The 18052-nt window shown below is 71.1% G+C and carries 10 protein-coding genes; all 10 read left to right on the plus strand.

Features of this window, described 5'->3' with window-relative positions; translation table 11 throughout:
- Nucleotides 1–2 precede the first annotated feature (2 nt).
- The 10 genes from R4P08_RS12650 to R4P08_RS12695 all read left to right on the plus strand — a co-directional run bounded on the left by R4P08_RS12650 (nucleotide 3) and on the right by R4P08_RS12695 (nucleotide 17522).
- A complete protein-coding gene (locus tag R4P08_RS12650; protein ID WP_317814339.1) occupies nucleotides 3–593 on the plus strand; it encodes a phosphatase PAP2 family protein in 591 nt (196 codons plus the stop codon).
- The gene (locus R4P08_RS12655) at nucleotides 590–1612 is read left to right on the plus strand and encodes a decaprenyl-phosphate phosphoribosyltransferase (RefSeq protein WP_317814248.1); all 1023 of its coding nucleotides are present in this window, start codon (nucleotides 590–592) and stop codon (nucleotides 1610–1612) included. The genes R4P08_RS12650 and R4P08_RS12655 overlap by 4 nt, the downstream gene beginning before the upstream one ends.
- A gap of 13 nt (nucleotides 1613–1625) precedes the next feature.
- Entirely contained in the window at nucleotides 1626–3629 is a 2004-nt protein-coding gene (gene zomB / locus R4P08_RS12660; protein WP_317814249.1) for a flagellar motor control protein ZomB, read from the plus strand.
- A 194-nt stretch (nucleotides 3630–3823) separates the two neighbouring features.
- Nucleotides 3824–4957, plus strand: a complete 1134-nt coding sequence (locus R4P08_RS12665) for an alpha/beta hydrolase family protein (protein WP_317814250.1) — start codon at nucleotides 3824–3826, stop codon at nucleotides 4955–4957.
- A gap of 242 nt (nucleotides 4958–5199) precedes the next feature.
- On the plus strand, nucleotides 5200–7200 hold the full coding sequence (locus R4P08_RS12670) for an alpha/beta hydrolase-fold protein (RefSeq protein WP_317814251.1): 2001 nt from the start codon (nucleotides 5200–5202) through the stop codon (nucleotides 7198–7200).
- A complete protein-coding gene (locus R4P08_RS12675) occupies nucleotides 7197–7688 on the plus strand; it encodes a hypothetical protein (RefSeq protein WP_317814252.1) in 492 nt (163 codons plus the stop codon). The genes R4P08_RS12670 and R4P08_RS12675 overlap by 4 nt, the downstream gene beginning before the upstream one ends.
- 125 nt (nucleotides 7689–7813) lie before the next feature.
- Nucleotides 7814–8782, plus strand: coding sequence for a cutinase family protein (locus R4P08_RS12680; RefSeq protein ID WP_317814253.1), 969 nt, complete (start codon nucleotides 7814–7816; stop codon nucleotides 8780–8782).
- A gap of 166 nt (nucleotides 8783–8948) precedes the next feature.
- Nucleotides 8949–10895 carry a long-chain-fatty-acid--AMP ligase FadD32 gene (gene fadD32, locus R4P08_RS12685; RefSeq protein ID WP_317814254.1) on the plus strand — a complete coding sequence of 649 codons (1947 nt, stop codon included), beginning with the start codon at nucleotides 8949–8951 and terminating at the stop codon, nucleotides 10893–10895.
- Nucleotides 10896–10983: 88 nt separating this feature from the next.
- Entirely contained in the window at nucleotides 10984–15972 is a 4989-nt protein-coding gene (gene pks13, locus R4P08_RS12690) for a polyketide synthase Pks13 (protein ID WP_317814255.1), read from the plus strand.
- Nucleotides 15969–17522, plus strand: a complete 1554-nt coding sequence (locus tag R4P08_RS12695) for an acyl-CoA carboxylase subunit beta (RefSeq protein WP_317814256.1) — start codon at nucleotides 15969–15971, stop codon at nucleotides 17520–17522. The genes pks13 and R4P08_RS12695 overlap by 4 nt, the downstream gene beginning before the upstream one ends.
- Nucleotides 17523–18052 lie beyond the last annotated feature (530 nt).

Below are 18052 nucleotides of genomic sequence, written 5' to 3' on the forward strand. Positions count from 1 at the left end.
AGATCCCCGTGCCCACCGGGGAGGTCAGACTCCTGGGGGCCATCCAGCGCCAGCTGCTGGCGGTCCCGGCAGCGCGGGAGGTGGCCGTGACGCTCTCGCATGTCGGGGAGCACGCGCTCGGCTGGATGGCGATCGCCGCGGTGGGTGCGGCAGTCGATCCGACTCGTCGGGGCCGGTGGGCGATGGTCGGGGTCGGCAGCTTCGGAGCGCACGCGACCTCCGTCGTCGTCAAGCGGGTCGTGCGTCGCCGGCGCCCGGATCACCCCACGGTCACCGTGGGTGTGAGCACCCCCTCAAGATTGAGTTTCCCGTCCTCCCACGCCACTTCGACCACGGCGTTCGCCCTGCTCGCCGGCGCGGTGAGCGGCGTCCCGGTGGCTCCCGCGCTCGTCCCGGTGATGCTGGCGTCCAGGTTGGTGCTGGGCGTCCACTACCCTTCGGATGTATTCGCCGGCGCCGCGGTCGGCGCGGGCTGCGCTGCCCTCACCCGTGCGGTCTGGCCCACCGAGGCCGTCCAACGGGTGTTGCCCGGGTCGCTCCGTGACGACGCGCAGGGCCTGCGCACCACCCTGATCCACGAGGAGAATCGATGACCGATCAGACCGGAGTCCCGGCTGCCCGGGCCGGGCACGAGCACCACCTCCTCGGTGCGGAGCCGCACACGGCCAACGAGATCGACCTCGCGGAGGCCCAGGACGAGGCCAAGGGCGCACCGCCCAAGAACCTGCTCGACGGCATGGTCAAGGCCCTCCGGCCCCGCCAGTGGGTCAAGAACGTCCTGGTCATCGCGGCGCCCGCGGCCGCCGGCTCGCAGACCCTGGCCGACACGTCCGTCCTGTTCTCCGTCGCCATCGCGTTCGTGGCGTTCTGCATGGCCGCCTCGAGCGTGTACCTGATCAACGACGCCCTGGACGTCGAGGCCGACCGGGCGCACCCGACCAAGCGGTTCCGGCCCATCGCCGCCGGCGTGCTGCCGGTCGGGCTGGCCTACGGCATGGCCGCGGTGCTCATCGTCGCGGCCATCGGCATCTCGCTGGCCTTCGCGCACCCGGCGCTGGCGATCGTCGTGGGCGTGTACATCGTCATGCAACTGATGTACTGCCTGGGGCTCAAGCACCAGCCGGTGCTCGACATCGCCTTCGTCTCCTCCGGTTTCCTCCTGCGCGCGATGGCCGGTGGCGCGGCCGCCGAGGTCGAGATCTCCCAGTGGTTCCTGCTGGTCATGGCTTTCGGCTCGCTGTTCATGGCGGCGGGCAAGCGCTATGCCGAGCTGCGCCTGCACCTGGAGACCGGCGCCAAGATCCGCAAGGCGCTGGAGAGCTACACCCCCACCTACCTGCGCTTCGTGTGGACGCTGTCGGCCACGGTCCTCGTGCTCTGCTACGCCCTGTGGGCCTACCAGCGCGGCGAGGGCACGGACACCGCCATCTGGCTGCAGATCTCGATCGTGCCCTTCACCATCGCGGTGTTGCGCTACGCGGTCGACGTCGACGCCGCCCAGGCCGGCGAGCCGGAGGACATCGCGCTCGGCGACCGCGTCCTGCAGGTGTTGGCCGCGCTGTGGGTCCTCACCGTGGTGATCGGCGTCTACGTCGTGCCGTCCTTCTCCTGACCTGACGTGGACGATGACTGAACTGACGGGGCGGCGTCCGGCGGCGAGCCCCCGGCACACCGAGCCGGTCTTCTGGGTGGGCCTCGCCGTGGTGGTGGCGGTGTTCTCGGCCGGCGCCTGGCAGCGCCGCTGGATCGCCGACGACGGTCTGATCGTCCTGCGCACCGTCCGCAACCTCATCGCCGGCAACGGCCCCGTCTTCAACGCGGGGGAGCGGGTCGAGTCCAACACCTCCACGCTCTGGACCTACCTCGTCTACGCCGGCCACGAGGTGGTGGGTTACCGGCTCGAGCTGGTGGCCCTGGGGCTGGCGCTGACGCTGAGCATGATCGCGGTCGCGTGCGCGATGCTCGGCACCCGCGTGATGTACCGCGGCACCCGGCACGCCCCGGCCGGCGGCCCCATGCTGCTGCTGCCGCTCGGCGTGGTGGTCTACATCATGCTGCCGCCGGCCCGGGACTTCGCCTCCTCCGGCCTCGAGACGGGGCTGGTGATCTGCTGGATCGGCCTCATGTGGCTGGGCCTGCAGCGCTGGGCGCGGGCCCCGCACCGCGAGTACCGCTTCGGTCTGCCGGCGGCGGGTACGGCCGCGCTCGCGTTCCTCGCCGGGCTGGGCCCCCTCGTGCGGCCGGAGATGGCGCTGGCGGCGGCGGTCTTTCTGGCGCTGATGGCGGCGGCGCGGCAGTCGTGGCGGCACCTGGGCTGGCTGGTGGTGCTGGCGGGCACGGTCCCGGTGGTCTACCAGCTCTGGCGGATGTCGTACTACGCACTGCCGTACCCGTTGACGGCCGTGGCCAAGGATGCGGGCGGCTCCAAGTGGGACAAGGGCGGAGAGTACCTGTGGGACCTCCTGGCGCCGTACGCGCTGCTGCTGCCGCTGGCGGCGGTCCTGATCGCCGGCCTGGTCTCGCTGTGGGCGGTGCGCCGCTCGGGTCCCGCCGCTGTGGGTGTACGTGCTGCGGGTGCGCGGGTCGAGGGCGCACGGGTGGAGTCGGACGACGACGAGGTGGGCGGCCTGCGCGGCCTGCGGAACCGGGTCCGCTCGACCCCGGTCGTCACCGTCGCGTTCCTCGCGGTCGCCGCGATCATGCTGGTCTACGTCACCCGCGTGGGCGGGGACTTCATGCACGGCCGCGTGCTGCTGCCGTCCCTGTTCCTGTTCCTCCTGCCGGTCTCGGTGGTGCCGCTACCGGTCGGTCCCGCCCGCGGGGAGGCCGGCGCCAGGGCGCGGCGCGTGGCTGTCCCGGTGGCCGCCGGTGCCTGGCTCGTCGTCGTCGGGTGGGCGGTGACCGTCCAGGTTGTCCAGGACCCGTTCCGCGACGAACCCGAGACCATCACGGCGGCGGGGATCGTCGACGAGCGGCAGTACTACATCCAGCGGACCGGCCACAAGCACCCGCTGCTCGCGGACGACTACCTCGACTTCCCGAGGATGCGGGCGCTGGTGCGCGAGGTCTCGAGCAACCGGACGGGAGCGGTCTTCCTCCCGGTGCCGGGTTTCCAGGACCGGTGGGACGTGGTGGCCTACGACCATCCGTTGCCGGGTCTGGCGCCGTTCGAGCTCCCCGACCGCCCCGACAAGACGATCGTGTTCCTCAACCTCGGCATGACCAGCATGAACCTTCCGCTCGACGTGGACGTCTACGACACCGTGGGGCTGGCCGCGCCGCTGGCCGCCCACACGGACCGCATGGAGGACGGGCGGATCGGTCACGACAAGTTCCTGCCGTACGACTGGGTTCTCGCACGCACGGGGGTGATCGAGGACCCGGTCAACTTCCCGCGCTGGATCGACGTCAACTGGGTGAACCAGGCGGAGGTGGCGCTGCAGTGCCCGGCGACCCAGGCGCTGGTCGAGTCGTATTCCGGCCCGTTGACGCTGGAAAGACGCTGGTCGAACATCATGAACGCATTCTCATTCGCCGAGTACAGAATCAACAGAATCCCTGCATACGAGGTGCAGAGGTGCGGTTTGCCCATGCCTGAGAAGGTGGAGAAGTACCAGGGCACTCGGTAGGGTGACCCCTACCGTTATCTCAAATCGGTAACAATAGGGGGCCGAGATGGCCCTCCACGTGTAACACCTGCCCCAATGTGGGCGACAGTTACGATGTCGCAGTTCCGGTCCTCCCCTGGTGGTGCCGGTCCGATGGACGTCACCGATGCCCCGGGTCCCCTGCGGGCACCAGGAACGAACAAAGGAACCAACGAATGTCCCAGACCACCCTCCGGCGCAAGTTCGCCGCCGGGCTCACCGCCCTGGCGACGGCTGCAAGCCTCGTCGTCGGCGCCCCGGCTCTCGTCGGCGCCCAGGCCACCGAGCAGGGCTCGTCGGCCAGTCTCGGTTCCGGCGGATCGGCCGGATCCGCCGGCGCGACGCCGCCCGCCCCCGCGTTCCGGCCTGCCGGCGGTGACGAGAACCCGGTCGGCTTCCGCAACCGGCTGCGCCCCGGGTGCGTCTGGGACCAGGTCGCCTCGTGGGTCCAGCTCTGCGAGGTCTGGTCACCGGCGATGAACCGCCACATCAAGGTCCAGATCCAGCCGGCCCGGTTCGGCGGCAACGCCGGGCTGTACCTGCTCGACGGACTGCGTGCGCGGGACGACTGGAACGCCTGGACCCACGACGCCCAGGCGCAGCGCATCTTCCTGCAGGACAACATCACGTTGGTCATGCCCGTCGGTGGCCAGGCGTCCTTCTACTCGGACTGGGACCGGCCCATCAACCTGGGCGGCAACATCCTCGAGTACAAGTACGAGACCTTCCTGACCAAGGAACTGCCCGGGTACCTGTGGCAGAACTTCGGGGTCGCCGGCAACAACAACGCCGTGGCCGGACTGTCCATGGGCGGCTCCGCAGCCGCCATGCTGGCCGCCAATCACAGCGACCAGTTCAAGCAGGCCTCGGTGTTCTCCGGCTACATGAACACCACCGCACCGGGCATGTACACCATGCTCCCGCTGGCGATGTTCGACCAGTGCAAGTGCGACCCGTTTGCCATGTGGGGCCTGCCGGGGTCGCCGCGCTGGGGCCAGAACGACCCGCTGCTCAACGCTGGCAAGCTGCGCAACGTGCCGATGTACATCACCGCCGGCTCGGCCATCCCGGGCAAGTACGACCAGCCCACCAGCCTGCAGGCCGTGTTCAACACGTTCAACGGCATCATCCTCGAGGGACTCTCCCGCGGATCGACCATCGCGTTCCAGAACACGATGAACGCCCAGCCGAACAAGGCCACGTTCGACTACCGCACCACCGGCGTCCACGGCTGGGGTTACTGGAACGACGACCTCGTCGCGGCCCGCTCGGCGCAGATCCTCGACGTGATGAACGCACACGCGTGGTGATCGACGCCAGCTAGCCGACGAATCGGACTCCTGTCAGCGAGTCCTCACCCGTCACACAGGGGCCCCGCGCGTAGATTCTCGTGCGGGGCCCCGGTTTTTTTGCGTGACCTCCGGGTTCGGCCGCGGGAGGGGAACCCGCGGACGCGCCACGGACCCGGGCCCCGGACACAGCTGACCGGGTCGCGCGCGCGGCCCGCCCCCCAGGCACTCGGCGACGACGCGGCAAGGAAGAGAACAACACCATGGCGACCCCCAGCGCACACGCGAGCCCCCGCAACCGGTGGGCGACCCTCCTCGCGGCCCCACTCGTGGTGGGGGTGGTGGGCTCCGGTCTCGCCGTCCCGCCCGTCGCCGGAGCCCAGCAGACGCCGGCCCAGCAGGCACCGGCACAGGAGACGCCGGCCCCGGTGAGCCCGGGACGCACCACCTCGGCGCCCGCGAGCCCGGCCTCGAGCCCCGCCGCCAGCCCGGCTCCGTCGACTCCCGAGAACCGGGTCGATGCCCCCTCGCTGCGCGTGCCGTCGGCGGTCCCGTCGGGTGTCCGGCTGGACAAGGTGGAGTGGAAGACGGCCAACCGCGTGGCGCTGTGGGTGCAGTCCCCGGCCATGGAGCAGGCCGTCCAGGTGCAGCTGATGCTCCCCGCCCGGTGGAACGCCGAGCCCGACCGCACCTACCCGTCGCTGCTCCTGCTCGACGGCCTGCGCGCCCGGAACGACGCGAGCGGGTGGACGCTCGAGACCAAGATCTCGCAGTTCGTCGACGCCAAGAACGCGATCGTCGTGTTGCCCGTCGGCGGCGAGTCGAGTTTCTACACGGACTGGGTCTCCGACGCCAAGGGCTCCGCCTACCAGTGGGAGACGTTCCTCATGGAGGAGCTCCCGCCGCTACTGGCGCGGGACTGGCGCGTGAACGACAAGCACGGTGTGGCGGGACTGTCGATGGGCGGCACGGCCGCCATGATGCTCGCCCAGCGGTACCCCGAACATTTCCAGTTCACCGGCAGCTTCTCGGGCTTCCTGGACACCACGAGTTTCGGCATGCCCGAAGCCATCAAGGTGGCCATGCAGGACGCCGGCGGTTACGCGGCGGAGGGCATGTGGGGGCCGCTCGGCTCGGACCGCTGGCAGGAGCAGGACCCCAAGCTCCACGTGGACAGGATGCGCGGCCAGAGCGTGTACGTCTCCGCCGGCAGCGGCAACACCGGACCCTGGGACCAGCCGTCCGGCCTGCCCGACATCCCCACCAACTTCCCGGGTTACGGCCTGGAGTTGCTGTCCCGGATGACCAGCCAGACCTTTGCCAACAAGGCACGGGGCGCCGGGGTCGAGGTCACGGCCAACTTCCGGCCGTCCGGTACCCACACGTGGCCGTACTGGCAGTTCGAGATGACGCAGGCGTGGCCCCAGTTCGCGCGCGCGGTCGGGATCGAGAACGTCGAGGCGCCGTGCGCGGCGGCGGGCGAGATCGCCCGGGTCGCCGGGCTCCAGCCCGGACTGGGTCCCTGCCTGACCGGCGAGTACGACGTCAAGGGTGGCAAGGCCACCGACTTCCGCTTCGGCCGCGTCTTCTGGTCGCAGCAGACCGGCGCGCACTCGGTGCTCGGTGCCATCGGCGCCGCGTACCAGGCCGAGGGTGGCCCCGACGGGCCGCTCGGGCTGCCGACCTCCGGCGAGACCGCCACCCCGGACGGCAAGGGGCGGTTCACCCAGTTCCAGAACGGCGTCATCTACTGGTCGCCGGCCACCGGGGCGCACTCGATCCGCGGCGCGGTCCGGGCGATGTGGCAGGACCGCGGCGCGGAGCGCGGCGACCTCGGCTACCCGACGACCGATGAGGTCACCAACCCCAACAAGCCCGGCGTGGTCCAGGGCTTCCAGGGTGGCACCGTCTACTGGTCGGAGGAGACGGGACCGAAGGTCGTGGAGGGCGCGATCCTGAAGGCCTACCGCGATGCCGGGGCCGAGAACTCGGCGCTGGGCTACCCGGCCACCGACGAGATCTCCCTGAGCACCCGGGGCGGCGCCTTTAACCGCTTCGAGGGCGGCTTCATCTACTGGTCACTGCCCACCGGCGCGCACGTCGTCCCCCGCGGCCCGGTGTTCGACGCCTGGGGCACGGTCGACTACGAGCGCGGCCGCCTCGGGTACCCGACCAGCGAACTACGCAACACCCAGGCTGGTCAGGTCATGGAGTTCGAGGGCGGGCGGATCACCGTGACCGGCGGCCGGGCGGAGATCTCGTGATCGGCCGGTCCACGGCGCTCGGCGCAGCGCTGGTCGTTGTCGGCGGGATGCTGACCGCCTGCGGCGGTGGTGATTCCACGGTGTCGGGCGTTCCCGACTCGGAGACGTTCGCCCCGCCGCCCGGTGGCGCCGCCTCGTCGTCGTCACGGGTCGCCGCGTCCGAGGACTCCGGGCGCTTCACCGAGGCGCCCGCGCCGGTCGACTCGGACACGCCGGGCTACACCTCCCCGGTCGTCGGCGCGCGCGAGCGCGGTTACCTCGCGGCGCTCGAGGGTCGCGACATCCAGACCGAGGAGCTGTCGGACTCGCTCGTGGCCGCCGGGAACACGATCTGTCGGATCAGGACCACCGGCGGGGCCGCGGGGGAGACCACCACCATCGCCGATGCCGTGGCCGGGCAGATCTCGGCCGGCGGCTACTCCGAGCGGGAGGTCGAGGAGATCTCCCGCATCGTCGTCGACGCCGCCGCCGGACAGCTCTGCCCCTGAGCAGCCGGCGGCGTGAGGCTCGACACGCCGAGTCGTCTGCGGAACCGGGACGTCTCCCGGGCCGTTGAACGTGTCATCGGCTGCCCGCGACTCTCCGTCGGGCACCCGGGAAGGAGTTTTCTAACGTGGCTCGTGGATCTCGTCGTGGAGGCGGTCGCCGTCTCGGGTGCGCGCTCGGAGCGCTCGTCGTGGTGGTCCTGCTGGTGCTGGGAATCGGCTGGTGGATCGGGAACCAGGGGTTGCCCCCGGGCCCCGGGGGCGGGCCGGACGACGGCCCGGACGTGCCCCAGCAGTCCCAGCCCGCGGACTGCCCGGATGTGCAGCTGATCGCGGTGCCGGGGACGTGGGAGAGCAGCCCCACCGATGACCCGTACGCGCCGGCCTTCCTGCCCAACGCCCTGCTCCGGTCGGTCACCGACCCGCTGAGCGAGCAGTATCCCGACGATCGGCTCGAGGTCTTCACGGTCCCGTACGTCGCGCAGTTCCGGAACCCGCAGCGACCGGCTGAGATCACCTACGACCAGAGCCGGGCCGAGGGGACGGAGCGCGCCCGCACCGAGCTCGCCGCCGTACACGCCCGCTGCCCGTTCACCTCCTACATCCTGCTGGGCTTCTCACAGGGCGCCGTGATCGCCGGCGACCTCACCAGCGAGATCGGCACCGGCAACGGCCCGGTACCGGCCGAGCTGGTGCGCGGATCGGTCCTCATCGCGGACGGACGCCGCGTGCCCGGTCAGGGCCAGTCGCCGGGGCTGTCCCCCGGGACCGGCCAGGGCATGGAGATCTCGCTGCAGCCCGTCACCGGATTCACCCAGCTCATCGCCGGGGCCACCATGACGGGACCGCGGCCGGGAGGCTTCGGCGCGCTCGCGGACCGGACCGCCCAGATCTGCGACTCCCGGGACCTGATCTGCAACGCGCCGCTCAACATGGTCGACGGTGCTGCCCGGTTCCAGGAGTTCGTGGCCAACAACGCGATCCACGCCATGTACGCCACCAACCCAGACGTGATCGTGGGGACGACGGTTCCGGAGTGGACCATCGGACACGTCCGCGGGCTCACCGACGCCGCGCCGGAGATCGCCCACGGCTGACGCGTCGGTGGCGCACGCGTGACTTGCCGCGACACGCCTGGCCGGATCGGGACTCAGGAGTTCGGAAGTGCCGTGGGGCACGCTGTAGGATCGACCAAGCTTGTCGTCCGGTTTGTCCGAGGTCGGCGACGTCGGCCATCCAGTCATCGGTTCGGAACGGAGCAACGTGGAGTTCGAGCAATACCACGACGCCAGCGGGGCGATCGTCATACCCGATCGCACCACCCTGGTCGACTTCGTCGAATCCAACGTCTCCGCCGCACGCCAGGATCCGGCGGCCGACGGGCTGATCTACCGCTACATCGACTACTCGGCGTCGCGGCAGGGCGAGGTCCACGAGCTCTCGTGGTCGGACTTCGGGACGCGCCTCTACGCGATCGCGGCGCGGCTGCAGCAGGTGGCCAAGCCGGGTGACCGCGTGGCGATCCTCGCGCCCCAGGGGCTCGACTACATCGTGTCGTTCTTCGCCGCCATCCACGCCGGGCTGATCGCCGTCCCGCTGTTCGACCCGGACGAGCCCGGTCACCACGACCGCCTCCACGCGGTCCTGGGCGACTGCACGCCGTCCGTCATCCTCACCTCCACGGAGTCCGCGGCAGGGGTGCGGACGCTGTTCCGTGAGCTACCCGCCCGTCAGCGGCCGCGCACCGTCGCCGTCGACGCCATCCCGGCTGAGCTGGGCTCGGGCTGGTCCCGGCCCGACCTCGGCGCGGACGACATCGCCTACCTGCAGTACACCTCCGGTTCGACCCGCGTCCCGGCGGGCGTGGAGATCACCCACCGCAACGTCGTCACCAACGTCATGCAACTCTTCGACGGGCTCGGCCTGACCCGCGCCTCGCGCGGGGTCACCTGGCTGCCGCTGTTCCACGACATGGGTCTGCTCACCGTGATCCTGCCCGCGATGGGCGGCGCCACCATCACCGTGATGAGCCCCCGCGCCTTCGTGCAGCGGCCCGGCCGGTGGGTCACCCAGCTCGGCGCCATGGCGGACGGCGACGGCGTCTTCGCCGCCGCCCCCAACTTCGCGTTCGAGCACGCGGCCCGCCGCGGCCTGCCCCGTGAGGGCGAGACCCTGGACCTGTCGGGCGTCACCAGCATCATCAACGGCTCCGAGCCGGTCACCCCGGCCTCGATGCGCGCGTTCAACGAGGCGTTCGCGCCGTACGGGCTCGCGCCGACCGTCATCAAGCCCTCCTACGGGATGGCGGAGGCGACGCTGTTCGTCTCCTCGCCGCGCAAGGACGACGAGGCGATCGTCATCCACGTGGACCGCGACGACCTCAACCGGGGCGTCATGACCGTTCTCGACCCCGCCGAGGTGGAGGGCAACGAGGAGGCCATCCCGCAGGTCGCGTGCGGCTTCGTCGCGCCCAGCCAGTGGGCGGTCATCGTCGAGGCGGGCATCGACGAGGCCACGGGAGAGCACGACGGCACCGGCCGCGAACTCCCCGAGGGCCGCGTCGGAGAGATCTGGCTGCACGGCACCAACATCGGCCGCGCCTACTGGGCCCGCCCCGAGGAAACCGAGGCGACGTTCGGCAACACACTCGCCGAGCGGCTACCGGAGAACTCCAAGACGATGCGGGAGTTCGGCACGGTCCCCCCCGGCGCGCGCTGGCTGCGGACGGGCGACTTCGGTGCCTATGTGGACGGCCAGCTCTACATCACCGGCCGGGTCAAGGACCTGGTGATCGTGGCCGGCCGCAATCACTACCCGCAGGATCTGGAGAACACCGCGCAGGACGCCTCCGCGGCGCTGCGCCCCGGATTCGTGGCCGCGTTCGCCGTGCCGGCCAACCAACTCCCGATCGACGCCCGTAACGGTGCGGAGATCGCCGCCGATGACTCCTCGGAGACGCTGGTCGTGGTGGGCGAACGCGCCCCCGGCGCAGGTAAGGCGGATCCCGGTCCCATCTCGGACGCCGTCCGCTCGGCCATCTCCGCCCGGCACGGCGTGACGGCGCAGGACGTGATCCTGGTCCCCGCGGGGTCCATCCCCCGGACCTCGAGCGGCAAGATCGCCCGCCGCGCGTGCAAGACCGCGTACGTCGACGGCACACTGCGGGGTGGCCACCAGCAGACGGCCTTCCCGGACGAGCCCGCGGAGTAGGTTCCGGGCCGGTTCACGGCGCGACGAGTGCTCCGCGGCGACGGGCGAGCACGACCGGACGATTCCCGATGGAAAGGCGAGCCCCACGATGGCACAGAGCGACATGACGGTAGTAGAGCTCCGCGATTGGTTGCGGGGCTGGGTCTGCCGGGCCACCGGGCTCGACATCTCCAAGGTGACGGACGACCGCTCCCTGGAGGAGTTCGGACTGTCCTCCCGTGACGCCGTGACCCTGTCGGCGGATCTGGAGGACCTGCTCGGCCGTCCGCTGGACGCCACGGTCGCCTACCAGCACCCCACCATCGCCTCGCTCGCCGAGTACGTGGTCAACGGGCCGGTCGATCTGGGCGAGCCCAGCGACCTGCACACCTTCCGCCACCGCGGCGCCGGCATGGAGTTCGACGTCGCCGTGATCGGGTTCGCCACCCGGTTCCCGGGCGGCGCGGACTCGCCCGAGGCCACGTGGGACCTGCTGGCCGAGGGCCGCGACGCCACCAGTCCGCGGCCGGCTAACCGCTGGTCCGAGTGGGCGGGGGACGCCTACGTCCAGCAGGTGCTCGCCGACGCACCGGACCGGGGCGGCTGGTTGGACGACTCCGAGGTGAGGGACTTCGACGCCGAGTTCTTTGGCATGAGTCCCCGCGAGGCCGAGATGGTCGACCCGCAGCAGCGGCTCGCCCTCGAGCTCACATGGGAGGCGCTGGAGCACGCGCACCTGCCCGCGAGCGACCTCAAGGGCCACGAGGTCGGCGTGTTCATCGGGTCGTCGTCCAGCGACTACCAGGTGTTCCTCACCTCCGACTCCGCCGCCGCCTCCCCCTACGCGGTCACGGGCGCCTCCAACTCGATCATCTCCAACCGCGTCTCGTACACGTTCGACTTCCGCGGCCCGTCGATGACGATGGACACCGCGTGCTCCACCTCGCTCGTCGCGATCCACGAGGCCGTCAACTCGCTGCGACTGCACGAGTCCGACCTCGTCGTGGCCGGGGGCGTCAACATGATGCTGGCACCCGCCGCCACCATGGGCTTCGCCAAGACCGGCGCCGCGCTCAGCCCGGACGGGCGAATCAAGGCCTTCTCGTCCGACGCCAACGGCATCTGCCGCGCGGAGGGCGGGGGACTGTTCATACTGAAGCGCCTGTCCGAGGCCGAACGGGACGGGAACCAGGTCCTCGCCGTCATCAAGGGGTCCGCCGTCAACTCCGACGGTCGCTCCAACGGCATGACCGCGCCCAACCCGGACGCCCAGGTCGCGGTCCTGCGTCAGGCCTACGCCGACGCCGGGGTCGACCCCAGGGACGTCGACTACATCGAGGCGCACGGCACCGGCACGATCCTCGGCGACCCCATCGAGGCCACCGCGCTGGGCCAGGTGCTCGGCCGCGGCCGGGACGCCGACCGCCCGACCCTGCTGGGGTCGGCCAAGACCAACTTCGGGCACATGGAGTCGGCAGCCGGTGCCGCGGGACTGGCCAAGGTGATCCTGGGAATGGGCAAGGACGCGCTCCCGCCCACGCTCAACTACGCCGGCCCCAATCCGTACATCGACTTCGACGCCGCCCGGCTGAGCGTCGTCACCGAGACCACGCCGTGGCCGCGCTACAGCGGTAGAGCGGTGGCGGGCGTCTCCGGCTTCGGCTTCGGCGGCACCAACGCCCACGTCGTGGTGGCGGAGTACCAGCCGGGCCCCGTCCGCGCCGCGGACGCGGATTCCGGTGCTGAGGCCGACGCGCCGCAGGCCGACGCTCCTCAGGACGAGGTGGCCCGCTGCGTCGCCGAGGCCGTCCAGCGCAACGCGGACGAGCTCGCCACCACCGGCACCTCCGCACCCGGCGCGGCCGCCACCGTGCTCGTGGTGTCCGGCTCGCTGCCCTCGCGCCGCAAGGCCACCGCCGGTCAGATCGCCGACTGGCTCGAGGCGCAGGACGACTCCGTGGACCTCGGGGCCGTCGCGCGCACCCTGGCCACCCGCAACCACGGCCGCTCCCGCGGCGCCGTCGTCGGCCACACCCGCGCCGAGCTCGTGGCCGGGCTGCGGGCGTTGGCCGCCGGCGACCCCGGACCCGGCGTGTTCAGCGCCGACGGCCCCGCCGGTACCGGCGACGTCTGGGTGTTCTCGGGCTTCGGCGCCCAACACCGCAAGATGGCCAAGGAGCTGTACCTGTCCAACCCGCTGTTCGCCTCGTGCCTGGACGCGGTGGACGAGCTCATCGACTTCGAGGCCGGCTACCGGATGGTCGAGATGTTCCTCGACGACTCGGTCACCTACGAGGTCGAGAACGCCCAGGTGGGCATCTTCGCCATCCAGGTCGCGTTGATCGACACGCTCCGGGAGCTGGGCGCCAAGCCGGAGGCCGTGATCGGCCACTCGATGGGCGAGGTCGCTGCCGCCTACGCCGCCGGCGGGCTGAGCCTGGAGGACGCGGTGCGCGTGATCTGCGTGCGCTCGCGGCTCATGGGCGACGCCGAGGGCCAGGTCTCCGACGCCGACGCCGGGGCCATGGCGCTCGTGGAGTACTCGGCCGACGAGGTCGCCCAGATCATCGCCGACAACCCGCAGTTCGCCTCGATCGAGCCCGCGGTCTACGCCGCGCCCACCCACACCACGGTCGGCGGCCGGGCCACGCCCGTCGCCGAGTTCGTGGCGTGGGTCGAGGCGCAGGGCAAGTTCGCCCGCCAGCTCCAGGTCCGCGGCGCCGGGCACACCTCCGACGTCGACATGCTGCTGGGCGAGCTCGCCGCCGAGATCGCCGGCCTCGAGCCGCGCGCCCTCACCTCCGGACTGTTCTCCTCGGTGGATCGCGAGACCTTCTACCGCGCCGGCCACGAGCCGGTCCACGCCGAGGAGTACTGGGTCAAGGGCATGCGGCACTCAGTGTGGTTCACCCACGCCGTGCGCAAGGCCGTCGACGCCGGGTACGTGACGTTCCTGGAGTTCGCGCCCAACCCGGTCGCGGCGATGTCCGTGGCGGCCACCTGCTTCGACGCCGGGCTCGCCGAGCCCAACCTGCTCTTCACGCTCAAGCGCAAGGAGTCCGAGGCCGACACCCTGCTCCACGCGATCGCCCAGCTGTACGTCCACGGCCACACCATCGACATGACGCAGGTCGTGGAGATGCTGCACGGCTACGTCACCGGCCCCGGGCGCTACGCCGCGGTCCCGGGCACGGCGTGGAAGCGCCGCACCCTGTGGCCCACGGTCACCGCCGGCGGCGGCGGGTCGGGCGAGGGACGCATGCCGGGCTCGCACGTCGCGCTGCCCGACGGTCGCCACGCCTGGCAGGTCCGCGCCGAGGCCGTGCCCAGCGTCGACGCGCTGATGACGGCCGCCGCCGCGTCCGTGGTCGAGGGCGCCGCCCTGACCGCCGTCAGTCGCCCCGGCGTCCTGCCGGTCGCGGGTGCGGTCACCACCACCATGACCCCGCACCCGGGTGGTGCCTCGCTGCAGGTCCACGCGCACACCGGGGACCCGGCTGACCCGTTCAAGCTGGTAGCCGAGTGCGCGGTGAGCGGTGGCACGCCGATCGAACCGGGCACCCAGCCCACGGCGCCCTACGAGTCGGCCGAGTCCGACGCCCCGGTGGTGGACCCCGATGACGACGACGAGACGGACACCCGCTGGAAGCCGGGCAGTGGCGAATCCATCGGCGACCGCCTGGCCCGGATCGTCGGCTCCTCGATGGGGTACAGCCCCGACGACCTGCCGCGGGAGCTCCCCCTGCTCGACCTCGGGCTGGATTCGCTCATGGCCGTCCGGATCAAGAACCGCGTCGAGCACGAGTTCTCCATCCCGCCGCTCGAACTGCAGGCCATGCGGGACGCGTCGATGAACGACGTCGCGGACATGGTGACCTACGCGGTCGAGAACCCCGACAAGGTCGGTGAACTGGCCGATCAGCAAGCCCGCGGCGAGGGCGCGGTCGACGTGACCGCCGTGCGCGGAGACGCGCCGGCCGGTGCCGACGAGTCGGCCGCGTCCGAGGTCGCCATCGCGCCCCGCGACGACACCGAGCGGATGGCGTTCGGCGCGTGGGCCGTGGTCACCGGTGCGGCCGCCCCCGGAGTGACCGGGCTGCTGCCCGCCGTCGACGACGCCACGCGCACCGCCCTCGCCGCCCGCCTGTCGGAGCGCTGCGGCGGCGAGATCACCGCCGAGCAGTTGGCCCGGGCGGCGACCGTCGCGGAGATCGCCGACCTCCTCCGCCCGTTCACCGAGGTCGCGGTGGAGGGCAACATCCGCGTCCTGCGCGAGGGTCGGGCGGACAACACCCCGTTGTTCCTGTTCCACGCCGCCGGTGGTTCGTCTTTCGTGTACGAGCCGCTGGTCGACAGGCTGGGCGGCGGCAACGCGGTCTACGGCGTCGAGCGCACCGAGGGGCCGCTGGAGGAGCGGGCCGCCGGTTACCTGGAGCGGATCCGGGAGATCGCCGCGGGGCGTCCCGTCGCGTTGGGCGGCTGGTCCTTCGGCGGGGCCCTGGCCGTCGAGGTCGCCCGCCAGCTACGGGCCGCTGACGACGTGGTCGCACTCGTGGTGCTGCTGGACACGGTGCAGCCGTCCGAGCCGATCCCGGACACGCTCGACGAGGCGGAGCAGCGCTGGAAGCGGTACACCGAGTTCGCCAAGCGGACCTACGGGTTGGACATGGAGGTCCCGCGGGAGTTCCTGGCCGAGCACGGTGAGGACGGCGTGCTGGGAATGCTCCTCGAGGCCTTGGGCGACGAGGCCAACGCCATGGGCGGCGGCGTGATCGAGCACCAGCGGGCGAGCTTCGTGGACAACCGCATCCTCCAGAGCGCCGACCTGTCCACCTGGTCCGGGGTGGGCGCCGAGGTGTCGTTCGTGCTCTACCGCGCGGAGCGGATGCACGACGGCGCGATCGAGCTCGAACCGCGCTACGCACACATCGATCCCGACGGTGGCTGGGCCCGGATCGTCAACGATCTCGAGGTGGTCCAGCTCAAGGGGGACCACCTCGCGATGGTCGACGAACCGGTGGTCGGTACGGTCGGTAGGCATCTGGCGCGTCGGCTCTCGGAGATCGACGCGGGAGTACTGAAGGGAACGGACGCGTGACGGCCAAGACCACGGCGGAGAAGATCGCAGAACTGCGCGTCAAGACCGAGCAGGCCCAGGACCCGGGCAGCGAGCGGGCCAAGGCCCGTCGTGACGCCGCGGGCCAGACGCCGCCGCGGGCGCGCATCGCGGAGTTGCTCGACGCGGGCACCTTCGTGGAGATGGGTCAGCTGGCCAAGGCCCCCGGCAGCCGGGACAACCCATTCGGCGACGGCGTCGTGACCGGCCGCGGCACCATCGACGGCCGCCCGGTGGTCGTGTACGCGCACGACAACACGGTGTTCGGCGGGTCCGTGGGCGAGGGCTTCGGCAAGAAGGTCTGCGCGATCATGGACTTCGCCATCAAGGTCGGGTGCCCGATCATCGGCATCAACGACTCCGGCGGCGCCCGTGTCCAGGACGCCGTCACGTCGCTGGCCTATTACTCCGAGATCTCCAAGCGCCAGTACCCGGCGTCGGGTTACATCCCGCAGATCTCGATCATGCTGGGCAAGTGCGCCGGCGGCGCCGTCTACGCCCCCGTGACCACCGATTTCGTGGTGGCGGTCAAGGATCAGGCGTACATGTTCGTCACCGGCCCGGACGTCATCAAGCAGGTCACGGGCGAAGAGATCTCCATGGAGGACCTCGGCTCCGCCCTCCAGCAGGCCAAGAACGGCAACGTCAACCACGTTGCCGTGAGCGAGCACGACGCCTTCATGTACGTCCGGAACCTGCTCAGCTACCTGCCCTCCTCGGCCGCCGAGAAGGCGCCGCGGATCAACCCCGGGCTCGAGCCGGCACCCACCGAGTCGGACCTGCAGCTCGACTCGATCATCCCGGACTCCGACAACTCGGCGTACGACATGCACGACGTGCTCATCCGGATGTTCGACGACGGCGAGTTCATCGAGACCTCGGGGCAGTTCGCCCCCAACATCATCACCGGGTTCGCCCGGGTCGACGGCGAGTCCGTGGGGGTGATCGCCAACCAGCCGCTACACCTGTCCGGCTCTCTGGACATCGACGCCTCGGAGAAGGCGACGCGGCACATGATGCTGTGCGACGCCTACTCGATCCCGCTGGTCTACGTCGTCGACACCCCCGGTTACCTGCCGGGCGTCCAGCAGGAGCGGCTCGGCATCATCCACCGCGGGGCCAAGATGGGCTATGCCGTGGCCGCCACCTCCGTGCCCAAGGTGACGTTTGTCGTCCGCAAGGCCTACGGCGGCGCCTACGCCGTGATGGGCTCCAAGAATCTCGGCGGCGACCTGAACTTCGCCTGGCCCACCGCGCGCATCGCGGTGATGGGTGCCGAGGGCGCGGTGGACCTGCTGCAGCGTCGGCAGATCGAGGAGGCGGGCCCCGAGGAGGGTCCCAAGCTCCGCAGGCAGCTCATCGACATGTACAACGAGTTCATCGCCACCCCGTACTCCGCCGCCGAGCGGGGCTACATCGACGCGGTGATCGAGCCGTCGCAGACCCGCCTGGTGCTGCGTGGGGCCCTGGCCCAGCTGCGCGACAAGATCCGCATCGAGTCCCCGCGCAAGCACCCGATCGCCCCGATGTGATCGGCGCGGGCGGACCGGCGACAACGCCCCGGCCCGCCCGCCGCTGAACCTGCCCGGCCTGCACGCCCGCCGGTGAACCCGCCGCCGCTCCGCCCGCCGCTGAACCCGCCGCCGCTCCGCCCGCCGCTGAACCTGCCGCGGCTGCTGCTCTGCACGACGGTCCGCCTGCCCGCCTCGCGAGCGGGCATTCGGCCATCGCACCCGGCCGCACCTGCGCTGCCCCTTTGACCTGCGCGGGTTCTATGGTCCCGTGCGGCAGCGCAACCCCTTGATGTCTGTGCAAAGGGGGTGCGTAGGACGAAGGGGCAGCGAATCCCTAGGGGTTTGTGATGCCTTTCTGCCCACTGAGCGGCCACCCGCCTCGCGAGCGGGCATTCGGCCATCGCATCCGGCGGCACCTGCGCTGCCGCTTCGGCTTGTGATGGCCGTATGTGCGCTGCTGGGGGGCTCACGCTGGGGGATCGGACCATTCCGCCAGCGCAGGGCGGAGAGGCAGCGTATCGCGAGGGGGTTGCGATGCTTCTCTGCCC

The sequence above is a fragment of the Rhodococcus sp. IEGM 1408 genome, from assembly GCF_033142235.1.
In the GTDB taxonomy this organism is placed as follows: domain Bacteria; phylum Actinomycetota; class Actinomycetes; order Mycobacteriales; family Mycobacteriaceae; genus Dietzia.

Excerpts from the sequence above, each read along its gene's own strand:
- zomB (WP_317814249.1), top strand. The coding sequence starts at position 1,626 with ATGACTGAACTGACGGGGCGGCGTCCGGCGGCGAGCCCCCGGCACACC.
- R4P08_RS12665 (WP_317814250.1), top strand. The coding sequence starts at position 3,824 with ATGTCCCAGACCACCCTCCGGCGCAAGTTCGCCGCCGGGCTCACCGCC.
- pks13 (WP_317814255.1), top strand. The coding sequence starts at position 10,984 with ATGGCACAGAGCGACATGACGGTAGTAGAGCTCCGCGATTGGTTGCGG.
- R4P08_RS12670 (WP_317814251.1), top strand. The coding sequence starts at position 5,200 with ATGGCGACCCCCAGCGCACACGCGAGCCCCCGCAACCGGTGGGCGACC.
- R4P08_RS12655 (WP_317814248.1), top strand. The coding sequence starts at position 590 with ATGACCGATCAGACCGGAGTCCCGGCTGCCCGGGCCGGGCACGAGCAC.